Annotated in this window: 15 protein-coding genes; 13 read left to right on the top strand and 2 right to left on the bottom strand. The window is 41.3% G+C overall.

Features of this window, described 5'->3' with window-relative positions:
• Positions 1-209 precede the first annotated feature (209 nt).
• From RL70_RS12220 to RL70_RS12175, 11 genes are all read left to right on the top strand, one after another.
• Complete coding sequence (locus RL70_RS12220) at positions 210-1,184, top strand: DNA/RNA non-specific endonuclease (RefSeq protein WP_039043670.1); 975 nt, start codon at positions 210-212, stop codon at positions 1,182-1,184.
• Between the two features lie 305 nt (positions 1,185-1,489).
• Positions 1,490-2,059: a hypothetical protein gene (locus RL70_RS12215; protein ID WP_039043669.1), complete on the top strand. Its 570-nt coding sequence runs from the start codon at positions 1,490-1,492 to the stop codon at positions 2,057-2,059.
• A 306-nt stretch (positions 2,060-2,365) separates the two neighbouring features.
• Positions 2,366-3,082 (top strand): toast rack family protein, encoded by a 717-nt coding sequence (locus tag RL70_RS12210; protein ID WP_052245945.1) that lies wholly within the window; start codon positions 2,366-2,368, stop codon positions 3,080-3,082.
• Positions 3,083-3,606: 524 nt separating this feature from the next.
• A complete protein-coding gene (locus RL70_RS12205; protein ID WP_052245944.1) occupies positions 3,607-5,148 on the top strand; it encodes a BCCT family transporter in 1,542 nt (513 codons plus the stop codon).
• 399 nt (positions 5,149-5,547) lie between these two features.
• Positions 5,548-6,531, top strand: a complete 984-nt coding sequence (locus tag RL70_RS12200) for a ring-cleaving dioxygenase (RefSeq protein WP_039043668.1) — start codon at positions 5,548-5,550, stop codon at positions 6,529-6,531.
• A gap of 14 nt (positions 6,532-6,545) precedes the next feature.
• Positions 6,546-7,157, top strand: coding sequence for an alpha/beta hydrolase (locus RL70_RS12195; RefSeq protein ID WP_039043667.1), 612 nt, complete (start codon positions 6,546-6,548; stop codon positions 7,155-7,157).
• Positions 7,158-7,255: 98 nt separating this feature from the next.
• Positions 7,256-7,783: a YceI family protein gene (locus RL70_RS12190; protein WP_039043666.1), complete on the top strand. Its 528-nt coding sequence runs from the start codon at positions 7,256-7,258 to the stop codon at positions 7,781-7,783.
• Positions 7,784-8,204: 421 nt separating this feature from the next.
• The gene (locus RL70_RS12185; RefSeq protein ID WP_039043665.1) at positions 8,205-9,035 is read left to right on the top strand and encodes an alpha/beta fold hydrolase; all 831 of its coding nucleotides are present in this window, start codon (positions 8,205-8,207) and stop codon (positions 9,033-9,035) included.
• Positions 9,028-9,216, top strand: coding sequence for a PAS domain-containing protein (locus RL70_RS17365; RefSeq protein WP_052245943.1), 189 nt, complete (start codon positions 9,028-9,030; stop codon positions 9,214-9,216). The genes RL70_RS12185 and RL70_RS17365 overlap by 8 nt, the downstream gene beginning before the upstream one ends.
• Before the next feature lie 26 nt (positions 9,217-9,242).
• Complete coding sequence (locus RL70_RS12180) at positions 9,243-10,004, top strand: GGDEF domain-containing protein (RefSeq protein ID WP_052245942.1); 762 nt, start codon at positions 9,243-9,245, stop codon at positions 10,002-10,004.
• Positions 10,005-10,347: 343 nt separating this feature from the next.
• Entirely contained in the window at positions 10,348-11,340 is a 993-nt protein-coding gene (locus tag RL70_RS12175) for a tRNA-dihydrouridine synthase (protein WP_039043701.1), read from the top strand.
• 310 nt (positions 11,341-11,650) lie between these two features.
• On the opposite strand, the gene chbG is transcribed toward RL70_RS12175, so the two are convergent.
• Both chbG and RL70_RS12165 read right to left on the bottom strand, forming a co-directional pair.
• Positions 11,651-12,352 carry a chitin disaccharide deacetylase gene (gene chbG / locus RL70_RS12170; protein ID WP_052245947.1) on the bottom strand — a complete coding sequence of 234 codons (702 nt, stop codon included), beginning with the start codon at positions 12,350-12,352 and terminating at the stop codon, positions 11,651-11,653.
• Between the two features lie 25 nt (positions 12,353-12,377).
• Positions 12,378-13,106 (bottom strand): GntR family transcriptional regulator, encoded by a 729-nt coding sequence (locus RL70_RS12165; protein WP_039043663.1) that lies wholly within the window; start codon positions 13,104-13,106, stop codon positions 12,378-12,380.
• Positions 13,107-13,402: 296 nt separating this feature from the next.
• On the opposite strand from RL70_RS12165, the gene RL70_RS12160 reads away from it, so the two are divergent.
• Both RL70_RS12160 and RL70_RS12155 read left to right on the top strand, forming a co-directional pair.
• A complete protein-coding gene (locus tag RL70_RS12160; protein WP_039043662.1) occupies positions 13,403-14,719 on the top strand; it encodes a 6-phospho-beta-glucosidase in 1,317 nt (438 codons plus the stop codon).
• Positions 14,716-16,005, top strand: a complete 1,290-nt coding sequence (locus RL70_RS12155) for a PTS sugar transporter subunit IIC (RefSeq protein WP_082003406.1) — start codon at positions 14,716-14,718, stop codon at positions 16,003-16,005. Before RL70_RS12160 ends, RL70_RS12155 begins: the two co-directional genes overlap by 4 nt.
• Position 16,006: the final 1 nt, after the last annotated feature.

Genomic DNA, 16,006 nt, shown 5'->3' with positions numbered 1-16,006 from the left:
TAAGTAGATTAAAATGCGGCGTCGGATTGCTCTGTGCTTGAGCAGTACCGAGTCATTCTTCTTTTTTGTCTGGATGAGTCTACTATTACGAACGCTAATATTTCTCGTGCATTTCACTTGAATTTCATGGAAAATGTTGGGGCGCTCGTTTACTTATGCTATAATCTTTTCGTGAAACTTTGACGAAGATGAAAGGTATGGTTTAAAGAATGAAAAAGAAATTGAACTATTTGATTTTACTGTTAACAATCGTCTTTATGGCTGGTTGTACTAACTCAGAAGATGCATCCATTACTGATGTAGAAACAGGTTCGCAAAAAGTCACGACTGTTGAACCAAATACAAACAGTGAAAAAGAAGAAACTGCAACTACGATTGTTGAAGAACAGGAAGTAGAGGAGCCCGTAGCAGAGGAAAAACCAACTCAACCAAAGAAAGAACGTTTCTCCGGATACAAACTAATTGAAGTTGATGGCGGTGATTTATCTGGATATCATGAACCTGGCGTCGTTGTTGACATTGGTTACGGGGACCGTGAATATTGGGGATTTACTAATGAATACGGGCAGTTAGTGCGTGTCATAGCTGACGAGATCATTCTGCAAGATGAAAGTACTGAACCTGTTTTATCGTCAGGCAGATACTATTCTGATGAGGCAAAAGTTCCTGGAGTTGAAAGTGAATTTTTAGATGAAGGCCATGTAATTGCTGACTCTCTCGGTGGGGTATCGAATGCTTATAATATTACCCCGCAGAATAGCACGCTCAATCGACATGGGGATCAAGCGTATATGGAAAACGAGATCCGAAGAGCTGGCGGAGCTACTAATTTTGAAGCAATTATCACCTATCCGAATGCGGAAACGCAAATTCCTTCAAGTTATCAATATACTTATACAATAAACGGAAATGTCATTACGGATTCATTTGAAAATGTGAATCCAGATGAAGTAAACGAATCTCTTGGACTAACCGAAAATAATGAGTCCGAGTCCGAGTCCGAGTCCGAATCAGAAAGTTCTTCAACAAACGAAGGTGAACTTTCTAGTGTGGATACAAATGGAAATGGTATCGTGACAATTGCAGAAGCAAAAGCAGCTGGTTTCAGTATGCCGATAACGAGTGAACACTGGTTGTACCAATATATGCAAGATCGTGATAATGACGGCATGGTAGGAGAATAAGATGGTTGGTTTGTAAGACACAACTCCAAAACGATTCTAACATAAAGGATTATAATCGAGGCCTCTCATTAGTTGTGCAAACTTATGAGAAGCTTCTTTTTTCATTTCTTGGGTAACATGGAGATGGACAAGTTATTGTTTCATCAGTCTGGATGTTTTATTCGCTCACTATTATCGATACATCAGAAATTCATGTCACACTTAAACCTTGTATTTAGTATGACCGATGTGACGGTTATTGTATTATGGATAATAGAACGACTGCCTCAATAACTAGTTACAATATAAAAATTAAGGAGAATTACATGACCTGGAGCAAATTGAAGAAAAATCTGGAGAGTTTTCTCTGTCCCGCATTAGATGGAAGGGTTGAATACCGTGCAAGCAGCTATCGTTATTTACCTGATAAAGCAGGAACTTGTTATATTGCGGTAGATAAAAAGAATGTACTCAATATGAGTGATATAAATACCTCAATCAGATGGTATCAAGCGGAGTTAGAAATTAAGAATGATTCAGATATCCAAATTCCTATCAACAATGAGGAAATTGAAGCGGTAAGAAACGAGACCAAGGGGATGGTTCCAGAGGATCGTCTACAAGTAATTGCAAGAAGTAGAAAATTATCAGAACATGCAAAGGAGCTTTTGTCAGCACAGTCATCATTAAGTAAATCAAATTTTATCGTTGTAGCTAATAAGTTTTTATCCACTCCTATAGAGGAGAGCATAGAGAGCAATGATATCCTATTGAATATTCTAGCTTTGGTGGACCGGAGGGTTGGAAAAAAACGAATTTTAAACATGACCGAGAAGATGAAGTTAAAGCATCCAATCGTTCAGTACTTTTATGAACTACGGCTTAGTACGTTGTGATAACAAAGAATTAATATGGGGTACATGTGAGACTGACAATCTCAATAGTTTCGTGCGCAGGTACTCGCAGCTATAATTTTCGGACCTTGTCCCCCAATGGTTTAAGTGTTTCGGAGCTTTGCCTTACCCATGTTAAGTTAGAAGCACTTCAGCTACGAACGACAGAGTCTACGCAAGAACTACTTTCCATCTGACACACAATCTATGTAGCTCAGACTTAAGACTGATTCGAATTTCATGCAAACGACTGGCAAATTTGTGCAGGGAATCGGATATGATAAAGTCAAAGGGAAAGGGGTGTTCTATATGCGCAAGCTTATAGTGGCTGTGATGGCAGTGGGAATACTAGGTGCTGTAGGGGTTTGGGGATATAATTGGTTCTTTTCGGGAAATAGGGTTAATGACATTTTAATCGAAAAGGATGACGTAAAATCACTTAACGCTAATATACAGATTGGCTTCGGGGACGTATCTATTACGGATGGTGAGGATGCCTGGATCAAAGGCACAGTTGACACGAACAAAAAGAAATTGAAACCAACTGTTTCTTATAAGAAGAAAGGAACTGTCGGAAACGCTGACATTAAGCAAAAAGGAAAATTACTTGCGGGATTAGGGACCGTACGTAACGATTGGGACCTCGAGCTAACAAATGAGATACCTATCAACTTGAATATTGAGATGGGCGTCTCTGACTCGACACTAAACCTGTCAGGTATCCAACTCAGCAAGCTATCGATCGATGCAGGTGTAAGCGATGCAACCATCGATTTAAGCGGAGGCTGGAAAGATAGCTTCAACGCCGACATCGATCTTGGAGTCGGCGATGCGACGATTCTTCTCCCCGCGGACACCGGTGTCAAACTGAACGTTTCGAAAGGAATCTCTGGCCTTGAGGCGAAAGGCTTTACTTCTCAGGGAAATGGCATCTACGTGAATGACGCTTATGAGAGTAGTGATGTTGTGATCGATATAAAGATTGATGTTGGGGTAGGCGATTTGAAGTTTAAACTTGTAGATTGAATAGGAAAATAACGAAAGCTTTTCACCTCTCTTCCTTATTATTTAAGAAGAGGGTTTTTTGTTTTTGTTTTAATACATATACAGGCACAAAGCAGAAACAAGTCTACACGACATACTTTGTGTGAGCCTGCGTTTATATGGAGACAGTTGAAATATAAATGATGTTCCAAAATGAAAATGATGTGCACCATAATACTTAAAACGAAGTGTGGAGTACCTATGCTTCAAATACAATAATTTTGTACACGAGTACTCCCAGTTCAACCCAGTCCCCTCAGAAAACCCTTCAATAACTGACCTTTCTCCATATTTGAAAAATATGGATACGTGTTGACAGTGTGGAAGGTACCATATATCCTGTACTATGAGTTTTTGTATGAGACATGCAACACGAATTCAAATCGTGTTGCATTTTTTTTTGCAGAAGCTGTTGGAAAGTAGATGAAAAGAAGGGAAAGCTATAACTACGATTGTCTTGGAAAACAGTATAGATATGTAAGTGAAACGAACATTGGAGGAGAGCTATGACGAGAGGTTATTGGAAGAGTATACGTGAAAAAATTGATTGGCCAGTATTTCTATGGAGTGGCGGCATATTAATGGCATTCGTGCTGTTTTCAATTTTTAAAGTAGAACAGGTCAGCAATCTTGTGAATAAGGGATTTGATTTGTCTATTCGCTACTTCGGGGCATATTGGCAATTCCTATTGCTGGCCAGTTTTGTAGTAGGTGCGGTATTGGCGTTTTCAAAGTATGGCAAAGTTCGCCTGGGAGACGCAAAGAAGCCGGAGATGTCTTATTTTAAATGGTTAGCCGTAATTTTGACGACAGGTCTTGGAGCTGGGGGTGTCTTTTGGGCAGCGGCAGAGCCTATGTACTATTTTCTGGACGTGCCTCCCATGCATAAAGGGATAGAAGGCGGCACTGTTGACGCGATTGGGCCTGCATTGGCTCAAAGTTACATGTCATGGGGCTTCACCGCATGGTCTGTATACGGTGCAATCAGTTCGATTATATTGATTTACGCACATAAACATAAGGGCATGCCGTTGAAGCCTAGGACCCTTTTGTATCCTATTTTGAAAGAGAGAATTTTAACGAGCAAATGGGGAACGGCTGCCGATGTATTTTGTATTATAGGCGCTGCTGCTGGCACGATTGGTCCAATCGGTTTTCTCGGGCTGCAAGTTAGCTATGGAGTCAGTTCGATCTTTGGCATACCGGATACATTTGTGACGCAGCTCTCGGTCATCGTTATTTTGACAGGAGTCGTACTCGTATCCACCCTTACAGGTATTGAGAAGGGGATTCAATTTTTAAGTAAGGTGAACGTCAACTTAGTGGCGGTGATTGCCGTATTCCTAATCGTGTTCGGTCCAGGGCTGTTCATCGTCAACACGTTCATGTCTTCCTTTGGTACGTACATCAGTGATTTCGTAAGCATCAGTACATTCCGCGGGGATGATGCATGGCTAGGAAGCTGGATGCTCTTCTTCTTCGGATGGTTTATAGGGTTCGGTCCATTGGTGGCATTATTCGTCGCAAGAATATCCAATGGTAGAAAAATTCGTGAAATCTTTTTAGTGGTTGCTGTAATAGCACCTGTCGTCACAAACTTTTGGTTCACGGTACTTGGAGGTACGGGTATTTTCTACGAATTAAATAACGCAGGTTCCGTCAGCGGTCCATTGAATGAGGGTGGATTGCCGAGTGCAATCATCGCTATAGCGGAACAAATGCCGCTAGGATTCATCATGCCTTCTGTCTTCTTGATTTTGACTACACTATTTGTAGTGACGACAGTAGACTCCATGTCGTATTCCATCTCCATGGCCGTGACAGGCGACGGAAACCCTCCAAAAGCCATTCGTGTATTTTGGGCGGTCATCATGGCGACAATCGCCACCATCCTAATTGAAATCGGTGGCGGAGGAATTGGTGCGTTACAGTCATTTGTCGTCATAGCTGCAGTTCCAGTATCAATTCTTTTGCTCCCGGTCGTATGGTACGCGCCGAAAGTGGCGAAAGTGCTGGCTATTGAACAGGGGATTGTTGAGAAAGAGTAGTGCGCTGTGCTTTTTATGATGAGGTATGAGGCCTCTGTCTGTACTCCACTCAAATCGTATACAAGCTAAGTTTAAAAAACGTCAACTTCTTATTGAAGTTGACGCTTTTTGTGCTTTTGGGCATTTTCTGAATCTGATCTACTCAAAAGGAGGAACAAACTAATTGACCTGAAAAATATGACGTGTTATGATTACTTTGAATTCAAGGTAATTTATTTTCCAAACAAATTGGAGGAGAAATTACTATGGATGAACTGCCTTCCCACATGAATGGCGAGCCATTTATGAATAATTGAGTTAAAATAACACAAAACTAGCTTGTAAGTTCGAGCTGTTTATTTTTTGCTTATATATCTTGAATTCAAGATAATATCACAAGGTAAGAAGGGAGATAATAATATGAATGGATTGAAAGGTATTCACCACGTGACGGCAATTACTAGTAGTGCGGAGAAAAATTATGAGTTTTTCACATATACACTAGGGATGCGGTTAGTGAAGAAAACGGTGAATCAGGATGATATTCGGACGTATCATCTGTTCTTTGCAGACGATGCAGGGTCAGCCGGTACCGATATGACATTTTTCGATTTTCCAGGCATTCAAAAAGGGGTTCATGGCACGAATGAGATTTACAAAACCGCTTTTCGGGTACCGACAAATGCGGCGTTGGACTATTGGGTAAAACGCTTTGAAAAATACGACGTGACCCATACGGGAATCCAAGAAGTTTTCGGCAAAAAAACCATTTCATTCATCGATTTCGACGAACAAAACTATATGCTAGTTTCAGATGAGCACAACACAGGTATTGTATCAGGTACACCTTGGCAGCATGGTCCTGTGCCTCTCGAATTTGCGATTACGGGGTTAGGACCGATCCACATTCGGATTGCACAGTTTGACTACTTCAAAGAAGTGCTTGAAAAGGTCATGCTGTTTAAAGAAGTGGCAGCAGAAGGCTCCCTACACTTGTTCGAAGTGGGTGAAGGCGGGAACGGAGCACAAGTGATTGTGGAGCACAACACATCACTTCCAGATGGCCGTCAAGGGTACGGAACTGTTCACCACGCCGCTTTCCGGGTAGAAGATACGAATGTGTTAAACGAGTGGATTGAGCGCTTGCCATCATTCGGTTTAAATACATCCGGGTATGTAGATCGATTTTTCTTTGAATCCCTATATGCGCGTGTAGCTCCTGGAATTCTTTTTGAGTGGGCAACAGATGGACCTGGTTTCATGGGGGATGAACCTTATGAAACAGTTGGTGAAATTTTGTCGCTACCACCATTCCTGGAAGGAAAACGGGAACAAATCGAGGCGATTGTTCGGCCGATCGACACCGTACGCAGTACGATTCAAATAGAAAAAGAGTACTTGTAGAAAGGGGCAACCCCATTATGCAGCATATTTTTAGAAAAGGTACTAATGGCGAGAAACCGGTTTTACTGTTGTTGCACGGCACAGGCGGTACGGAGCAGGACTTGCTGTCGTTAGCAGAATTAGTTGACCCTGAAGCTTCCGTGCTCAGTGTACGTGGAAATGTCTTGGAGAATGGCATGCCTCGTTTCTTTAAACGGTTATCAGAAGGCATATTTGACGAAGAAGATTTAGTTTTCCGGACGAAAGAGCTGAAAGCCTTTTTGGATCAGGCGGCAATTGACCATCAATTCGACCCGTCAAATATCGTAGCTATCGGGTATTCAAATGGTGCTAATATTGCGGCCAGTCTGCTATTTCACTATGACGATGCAGTAAAGGGAGCCATTTTGCATCATCCGATGGTGCCAATACGTAATGTCCCTATGCCTGATCTTACAGGGATTCATGTATGGATCGGAGCGGGAGCAAACGACCCGATCTGTACGCAGGAAGAATCGACTGAGTTGCAGAACCTGCTGGAAGAAGCAGGGGCATCCGTGGGACTTCATTGGGAGAACGCGGGACATCAGTTGACAATGTCGGAAGTAAAAGCTGCAAAAGCTTGGTATGAACAAATTTTTCAGTAAGATACTACAGACTATTACAGATGAAGTGACCAGTTTAACCTGGCAAGAAACAAAAACTCAGATTCAAGAGAATCATATATAAATTGGAGGAAATTAAAATGACAAAATGGACAGTAGATCAATCGCACTCAACAGTAGGGTTTGAAGTAAAACACATGATGGTATCCAAAGTGAAAGGCCAATTTGACGGCTACACAGCAACGGTTGAAGCAGCAGACTTAACTGATCTCACAACTGCATCGATTGCTTTCGATTTCGACGTGACAAGCCTCAATACACATTCAGTAGATCGGGATAACCACTTGAAGTCAGCAGATTTCTTTGATGTAGAGAATTTCTCCAACATTACATTCCAATCCACTTCCATTGTAAAAAAAGGCGATGACTACAAAGTAACGGGCGACTTAACGATTAAAGACGTCACGAAACCGGTAACCTTTGACGTGGAGTTTGGCGGAAAAGGAACAAATCCATGGGGTGTTGAAGTATATGGGTTTGAAGCGGAAGCGAAGATCAACCGAGAAGAGTTCGGCCTGACTTGGAATACAACTCTTGAAACAGGCGGCGTACTCGTTGGTAAAGACATCAAAATCCTAGTAGAGATGCAAGTAAACCCAGCATCATAATCCGGCTGTAAATCTAAAATTGATTTAGAAAATAGTAGATATTGGTGTTTTCGCAACCACGACAATAAACTGCCTACCGATTCCAAAGATAGTGGAATCGGTAGGTGGTTTTTTTGTATAATCCGGAAAAGATAGTGATGTGGAACAGCATTTATTGAAAGTGGCGTGAATAAACAATCACGAAACTATAAACATGAACGAAAGCTTCCTACACAAGCACATAAGGCATCTATTCTTATACAGAGGATAGATGCTTTCTTTGTCAGTGTAAGAAATTGTCACAATTGAAATTCGACGGATATTGAAAGAAGATATATTTTATTCTATACTGGAATTAGTAACATTGCCCTATTTGCGATTGTGCAAAATATTATTCTAAAGACTAAACTGCTATTATAAAATAAGTAATGGAGGCTTTTTTATGAATCAAAATACCCTTATTCGCAATAACGTGAACGTTACAGGAAAAGGCACAAAGGCAATGATCTTTGCGCACGGCTTTGGGTGTGATCAGAATATGTGGAGGCTAGTCGCACCGGCGTTCGAAGAAAATTTCCGTGTCATTTTGTTCGACTATGTCGGCTCTGGAAAGTCTGATTACAGTGCTTACAGTTCGACTAAGTACCAAGACCTTCATGGGTATGCACAAGATGTACTTGATATATGCGATGCTTTAGATATAAATGATGCAATATTTGTGGGGCACTCGGTTGGCAGTATTATCGGCATGCTGGCCTCTATTCAAGAGCCAACACGATTTGAGCGCCTTGTGATGCTCGGTCCTTCACCATGTTTCTTGAATGACCCTCCTCTTTATAAAGGAGGATTTGAAAAGGAAGACCTTGAGGGATTGATTGGGATGATGGAGATGAATTATATTGGCTGGGCAAATTATCTCTCTCAGGTCATTATGAAAAATCCTGAGCGCCCGGAACTTTTCCAAGAGTTGGAGGAGAGCTTTTGCTCTACGGATCCAACCGTAGCCCGCCAATTTGCAACAGCAACCTTTTTCTCTGACCACCGGAATGATTTACAGAATGTTACGGTGCCGTCACTCATTCTCCAGTGCTCTGATGATGCAATTGCTCCGATAGAAGTCGGTAAATATATGCACAGCGTCCTCACAGATAGTGCATACGCCTTAATGGAGGCGACGGGACATTGTCCACATTTGAGCCATCCTGAAGAGACCATCCGTTTGATTAGCGATTATTTGAAATCAGTCGCTGATCAGGATAGTTCAAATGGATGAGCAACTGGACTTTGCGCCATGCGGTTACGTATCACTTAATGATGACAGCACGATTCTAGATATTAATCAGACGCTGCTCGGTTTACTCGATTACAACCTTCAAGAGCTACAGGGGCAGCACATCAACCTGATCTTGACGCATGCGAGCCAAACTTTTTATCAACTCTATTTTTTCCGATGATCCGCCTTCAGGAAAAAGTGGATGCGATGTATATTGCTTTAAAGTCAAAGTCCGGACAGGAAATCCCTATACTGCTCAATGCCTCGAGAAATGAACGTGGCGGTAAGTTTTTTAACGATTGTGCCTGTTTTCCTATGAAAGAAAGATATGAGTATGAGCAGGCCCTTCTGGTAGCTAAAAAGGAGACCGATCAGCGAAACCAGATGAAGAAAAAGCAAATAGAAGAGCTGGACATGTTAAGGAACGAATTGGAGTGCAAGCAAAATGAACTGCTGGAATTGAATGAAAAGCTTCGAAAATTAGCCGAAACAGACGGATTAACGGGTCTCAAGAACAGACGCTGCCTACAAGAAAGTCTGACATCCAATTTCAATTCACATGCTGGACAAATGCAGCCAATCTCCCTGCTGCTAATGGATATCGATTACTTTAAGGAGATTAACGATACTTATGGTCATATGACGGGCGACAGAGTATTGCAGGAGATGGGACGGTTACTCGAAGAGGAGTCCAGAAAAGAAGATATTGCCGCCCGATATGGAGGAGAAGAATTTGCATTGATTCTCCCGAATACCGATAAATCTGATGCTCTGAAAATCGCTGAAAGAATCCGATTGCATGTTGAAAAGGCAGACTGGGGTGAATCAGCCATCACGATAAGTATAGGAGCAGCAACGTTTCTACAAGGAGATACAGAAAGTTCTTTACAGTCCAAAGCAGATTACGCACTCTATGCCTCCAAAAATGGCGGTCGCAATCAAGTCACCCATGCTAGTGATTTGACGTAGTGAATGCTGCCTGTCTATCATCCAATTCAAGTTTCGGCTCCTTTGTAAAATCGATATTATTTACAAAGCAAACCTCAAAGGTAACTTCACAATAATTGCCCACCGCGAATTCCAAACATAGTGGAATGTGCCGGCGGGCTTTTTGTATAATGGAATGATTGACCTTATTAGAACCAGTCTCTTCCCACATACACGTTAGTCATGTAAAATAGTTAACGTTGAGAATAAAATTATAGGTAGGCAACGTAAAAAAGGTCTACTTCGATTTCCAGTATTACTACACTAAGATTTTTAGATGAAGGGCTGACCTGGCATCCCATAATGAGAGGATTGGAATTTGAACATGAAAGAGAATTTCTGGCGTGAATTACCACGACCGTTTTTTATATTAGCACCGATGGAAGATGTCACGAATGTTGTGTTTCGTCATGTCGTGGCAGAAGCTGCAAGACCTGATGTGTTTTTCACAGAGTTTACGAATACGGAAAGTTATTGTCATCCGGAGGGAATCTTTAGTGTACGCGGGCGTTTGACGTTCACAGCAGACGAACAGCCAATGGTGGCTCATATTTGGGGGAACAAGCCCGAACACTTCAGAGATATGAGTATCGGAATGGCAGAACAAGGATTTAAAGGGATCGATATTAACATGGGCTGTCCTGTTCCAAACGTAGCTTCGAAAGGAAGAGGTAGCGGGCTGATCAATTATCCTGATAACGCAGCGGATATTATCCAAGCTGCAAAAGCGGGAGGATTGCCAGTCAGTGTGAAGACGAGACTAGGTTATACAGATGTAGAAGAATGGCGTGGTTGGCTGACACATATATTGGAGCAAGACATCGCTAATTTATCGATACACTTGCGTACTCGTAAGGAAATGAGTAATTTTGAAGCGCATTGGGAACTCATCCCTGAGATTAAGAAACTTCGTGATGAAATTGCACCAGATACATTGTTAACCATCAACGGAGATATCTTGGATCGTCAAATGGGCTTAGAACTCGTCGAAAAATACGGTGTGGATGGCGTAATGATTGGACGAGGCATCTTTAAAAATCCATTCGCCTTTGAAAAAGAGCCAAGAGAGCACAGCAGTAAAGAGTTAATGGATCTCTTAAGACTTCAGCTGGATCTCCATGATAAATACTCGAAAGAAATTGAAGAGCTTCCATTCAAACCACTCCGTCGATTCTTTAAGATTTATGTCAAAGGAATTCGAGGAGCAGGTGAATTGAGAAATCAATTGATGTACACGGAGACGACAGATGAAGTGCGCGCGTTGCTCGATGAATTCGAAGCCGAGAATGTAGATGAGTTAAATCAACAGGAGAATTGATCATTGTTTTCCTACGCAACGAGCACTTAAATGCATGTTCTAGAAACTGCAAAACAGGATTCAAAATTAGATATGTTTGTAAAACAAATGGGTTTGCTTCAACAACACAAAAGCCCCGAGATGCACAAAAATTAAATACCCGGTCCGCAATTATAATTCACTGCGGACCGGGTATCTTTTATTTTTTTCAACTTTCATACGTTACAACAAGAAAATCTGACAATAGAATTGTTTTAGAAAAGATACGGTGCGCTACATGGGGGTATTGAAATAAGTGTGAAAGTAAAATTCACCAAAAAAGGTTCAAATCCTACTGCATCATTTCTACCCATTCAGGGATTTTTATATTACATAATATGTGGAGTTCATCTTCTCTTTTGTCTTGATAAGAGCTAACGGATCTTAAATCTAGGTCAACGATGGCAGGGTGGGTCATTATTTCAACAGACTTACTTTCAAGGCTTTTTAAGCGAGAAAAGAGATCTTCAGTGGCTCCATCCTCGTAAAAATCCAACCATAGAGAGTCGGTCAACAGGATATCAGGATAGTTTTTTATGGAATCCGTATAACGGACGGGGACTTGGTACTCGTTCGATAGCTTTACGATGAGTTCTTTAAAAACGTCCCAGCCATGAACGTGGTGGTGACTGTCGATATGGTGAAGTGGTAAACCTGTCGCAAGAAACGCATCCAGCTGAGCACGCCATTCTTTTTCTACCTCTTCAAGATTGGGCGGCTCCATTTTTAGAAAGGCATTCGTATAGCGAAAGACACCTTGTTCATTGACAAGTGTTGGCACGTCTTCACTTAAGGGTTTGCCATATGTGAGTACGAGATGAATGCCTACATGCAAGGAAGGGAACAATTTCGCTTTTTCAACGGCATATTCCGTTGCAAGTCCATTCATCATTAACGTGGTTGACTGAACCACACCGTTTGTATGAGAGTGAAGTATCCCATCCGTCACGCCTTTTGTTAACCCGAAATCATCTGCGTTAAAAAGTACTTTCACCATAATCCCTCCTAGTTTTTACAAATCACTCTTCCTCTAAGTAATTACGACTAATGACAAAATTCGTCTTGTCGCCTCTGAAATAGGAGCGCGAGTATTCAAATACATTTCCATCTACATCCTCGGCCACTGTTTCAATATAGAAGCATGGCAAGCCTTCCTTATACTTTAAGATGTGAGCCACTCGATCGTCGGGAAATGCAATCTCAACATGCTCTGTTGTCTTAGCAATCTGTAAATGATAGTTTGTTTTGAGTGCTTCATATAAAGATGACTCAGCCTGTTCTTTCGTAATGCCAGGTGCTAATTTCCATGGAATATAAGCAATTTCAAATTGTGTAGGTTCACCATTCGCTTTTCTAACCCGCTCAATACATTGAATAGGATCATTGATGGACACATGAAGTACATTTCTTAGCAGCTCTGTCGCAGGGATTACTTGAATACTGACGAGTGAGATTTCTGCTTTTTTTCCTTGGATTGCGATTTGATCACTATACCGTTTCACTGTGTGTGAAAGGGTTTGTTTTACTTTATGTTCCGCAACAAAAGTCCCATTTCCTTGTTTGCGGACAAGATATCCCTCAATTGTAAGTTGTTTAAGTGCTGTTCTTACTGTTGTTCTACTGACATCGAAATCTTTACATAATTCCAATTCTGTAGGAATTCTGTCGCCTACTTTATAAGTGCCAGACTTTATACGATTCAGTAAATCTTCTTTAATGTACGCATGAAGTGCTTGGTTTTTTTCCATTGCAATGCTCCTTCATTGATAATGACTAAAGTGTACAAGATTAAAGATACAATAACAAATTTGGAATATATGTTACTACATTTGAATAATATGAATTATTGTTATATACAAGTTTTTAAATGTATGATACATTTGCTTTAAAGAATTAGAAAGTAGTAACAATTTATAAGTGTTCTGTTGAAATATGTATCTGGATATCTCTACTGAAGTATATGTGGAGATTTATAAGTCTAGTGATTTTACCCGTAATCATATTTTGCAACCGCTTTCACATTTGCAGTAAAGGAGCTTTTAACATGAACTTAAAAATCGTTATCATCGGTGGAGGATCGAGCTATACTCCTGAAATCATCGAGGGAATCATTCGTCGTCATGATTCGTTTCCTGTAACAGACATTGTATTAGTAGACATTGAAGAGGGGAAGGAGAAATTACGGATTGTTGGTGAGCTTTCGAAGAGAATGATTTTGAAATCTGGTAAGCCTATAAACGTATCTTGGACATTGGATAGAAAAGAAGCTCTTCTAGGAGCAGATTTTGTGTCTACACAAATACGTGTTGGTGGTTTAGAAGCAAGAGCGAAAGATGAGCGGATCCCGTTAAGTCATGGATTCATTGGACAGGAAACGAATGGAGCAGGAGGAATCTTCAAAGCATTTCGTACGATTCCCGTCATGATGGAAATGGCGGAAGATATCCATCTCATCTGCCCAGACGCATGGATGATCAACTTTACGAATCCTGCAGGAATGATTACTGAAGCGCTGTTAAAGTATTCCGCACATAAGAAAGTGATTGGTGTATGTAATATTCCATTTAACATGCGACATTCTAGCGCCGAGATTTTGGATGTTTCACCAAGTGATGTGGAAATTGAATTCATCGGGATGAATCATTTTGTTTTTGGAAGAAAGGTCACGGTTAACGGGATTGATCGGACAGAAGATGTATTGAACAAACTAAAACAGGGCTTGGATTATTCTCCAGCTAATATTGTGGATCTAGGATGGTCTAGTACGTTCATTGACGCGACAAAGCTGTTGCCTAATCCGTATCATCAATATTACTTCCAGATGAAAGATGTTCTGAAAAAGGATATTCAAGCGTTTAACGAACATGGTACGCGTGCTGAAAAAGTCCAAGAGTTGGAGAAGTCGTTATTTGAACTCTATAAGAATCCTGAACTGGAAGACAAACCGAAGGAGCTAGAAGAGCGTGGGGGCGCTTTTTATAGTGATGTCGCCTGTAGTCTAATGGATTCCATTTATAATAATAGAAAAGACATACAAACGGTAAATACTTTTAATAATGGAGCGATTCCTGATTTGCCAAATGATGCAGTGATTGAAGTGAACAGTGTGATTACGGAAAACGGACCCGAACCGATTGCAGTGGGGCCGCTACCGCTCTCTATCAAAGGGATTGTTTGCGAGATGAAAGCATTTGAGGAACTTGTTATTCAAGCAGGGCTATCTGGTAATTATCATGATGCATACGTAGCGATGCTCATGAATCCACTTATGCGAGATGAAAAGGGAAGTAAAACGGTACTTGATGAGTTGCTAACAGCTCACAAAGAGTACTTACCACAATTCAAGGGGGAATTGGAATGAAAGGCAGGTTCATGGAGAAGTTTATTGAAATTGCTGGACGAATTGGGGCACAGCGTCACCTCGTAGCAATCCGTGATGGATTTGTTGCGATTATGCCGCTGATCATTGTAGGATCTTTCGCTATTCTAATCAATAACTTTCCACCTTTAGGTTCTTTCAGTTTTGTTGAATGGATGAATGGTATATTAGGAGAAGGGAACTGGCAAGCAGTTGGAGGAAGTATATGGAACGGTACCTTTGCTGTCTTAGGATTGCTAGTCGCCTTTTCAATCGCCTATAATCTTGCCAAGTCTTATGAAGTCGATGGGTTGTCCGCGGGTTTAATCTCTGCGGCAGCATACATCATGCTTGTTCCTGTGACGGAAGATTGGGGATTGAATTTTGCTTGGCTAGGGGCTCAAGGACTATTTGTGGCCATCATCCTTGCACTTGTACTGACTGAGCTATTCCGAGTATTAGTGAACTCTAAATGGACGATCAAAATGCCAGAAGGAGTCCCTGAAGGTGTTGCTCGATCGTTTAAGGCATTGATCCCAGCGACGATTATTTTGATTTTAGTTGGTTGTTTCCAAGCTTTAATGAGTGTGTTTGCTGAAATTAGTATATTTGAAGTGATATTCCAAGCGATTCAGGAGCCGTTACAAGGTCTCGGGAATACGCTGCCAGCTGCTATTTTAATTGCATTCTTGAATCACTTACTTTGGTTCTTTGGGTTACATGGTACGAACATTATAGGGGCTGTTATGGAGCCGTTGTACCTTCCGTTGATCCAGGAAAACTTAGAGCTATTCAATAGTGGGGTCTCAGCGTTCGATGTTCCTTATACAGTAACGAAACCATTCCTTGATGCGTATGTGTTCATGGGTGGATCAGGTACGACCATCGCTTTAATTGCTGCGATATTCATCGTCATACGGAAACAGAAAAATCACCCGTATCGGGAAGTTGGTAAACTCTCTGCACCGGCTTCACTATTTAACATTAACGAGCCAGTAATCTTTGGTTTACCGATTGTACTGAATCCAGCGATGCTAATTCCATTCATCATGATTCCGGTTATCTTAACAATCACGTCTTATTTCGCTCTAGCTACAGGGTTAGTACCAAAAACGGTCGCGATTATTCCATGGACGACACCACCGATTTTAAGTGGTTACTTAGTGACTGGCGGAAGCTGGAGAGGAATTGCTTTACAGCTATTTAACTTCGCGATTGCTACGATGATGTACATTCCATTTGTTATGGTAGGCGTCAGAGCGTTAAAACAACAGATGGGGAGAGATTGAG

This window comes from Sporosarcina sp. ZBG7A, assembly GCF_000813425.1.
In the GTDB taxonomy this organism is placed as follows: domain Bacteria; phylum Bacillota; class Bacilli; order Bacillales_A; family Planococcaceae; genus Sporosarcina.
Note: the sequence above shows the minus strand (reverse complement) of the source record. Positions and strands in the feature narration are given on the sequence as shown.

Bases quoted from the DNA above. Each gene is read 5' to 3' on its own strand.
- RL70_RS12220 (WP_039043670.1), top strand. From the start codon at position 210: ATGAAAAAGAAATTGAACTATTTGATTTTACTGTTAACAATCGTCTTT.
- RL70_RS12215 (WP_039043669.1), top strand. From the start codon at position 1,490: ATGACCTGGAGCAAATTGAAGAAAAATCTGGAGAGTTTTCTCTGTCCC.
- RL70_RS12210 (WP_052245945.1), top strand. From the start codon at position 2,366: ATGCGCAAGCTTATAGTGGCTGTGATGGCAGTGGGAATACTAGGTGCT.
- RL70_RS12205 (WP_052245944.1), top strand. From the start codon at position 3,607: ATGACGAGAGGTTATTGGAAGAGTATACGTGAAAAAATTGATTGGCCA.
- RL70_RS12200 (WP_039043668.1), top strand. From the start codon at position 5,548: ATGAATGGATTGAAAGGTATTCACCACGTGACGGCAATTACTAGTAGT.
- RL70_RS12190 (WP_039043666.1), top strand. From the start codon at position 7,256: ATGACAAAATGGACAGTAGATCAATCGCACTCAACAGTAGGGTTTGAA.
- RL70_RS12185 (WP_039043665.1), top strand. From the start codon at position 8,205: ATGAATCAAAATACCCTTATTCGCAATAACGTGAACGTTACAGGAAAA.
- RL70_RS17365 (WP_052245943.1), top strand. From the start codon at position 9,028: ATGGATGAGCAACTGGACTTTGCGCCATGCGGTTACGTATCACTTAAT.
- RL70_RS12180 (WP_052245942.1), top strand. From the start codon at position 9,243: ATGTATATTGCTTTAAAGTCAAAGTCCGGACAGGAAATCCCTATACTG.
- RL70_RS12175 (WP_039043701.1), top strand. From the start codon at position 10,348: ATGAAAGAGAATTTCTGGCGTGAATTACCACGACCGTTTTTTATATTA.
- RL70_RS12165 (WP_039043663.1), bottom strand. From the start codon at position 13,106: ATGGAAAAAAACCAAGCACTTCATGCGTACATTAAAGAAGATTTACTG.
- RL70_RS12160 (WP_039043662.1), top strand. From the start codon at position 13,403: ATGAACTTAAAAATCGTTATCATCGGTGGAGGATCGAGCTATACTCCT.
- RL70_RS12155 (WP_082003406.1), top strand. From the start codon at position 14,716: ATGAAAGGCAGGTTCATGGAGAAGTTTATTGAAATTGCTGGACGAATT.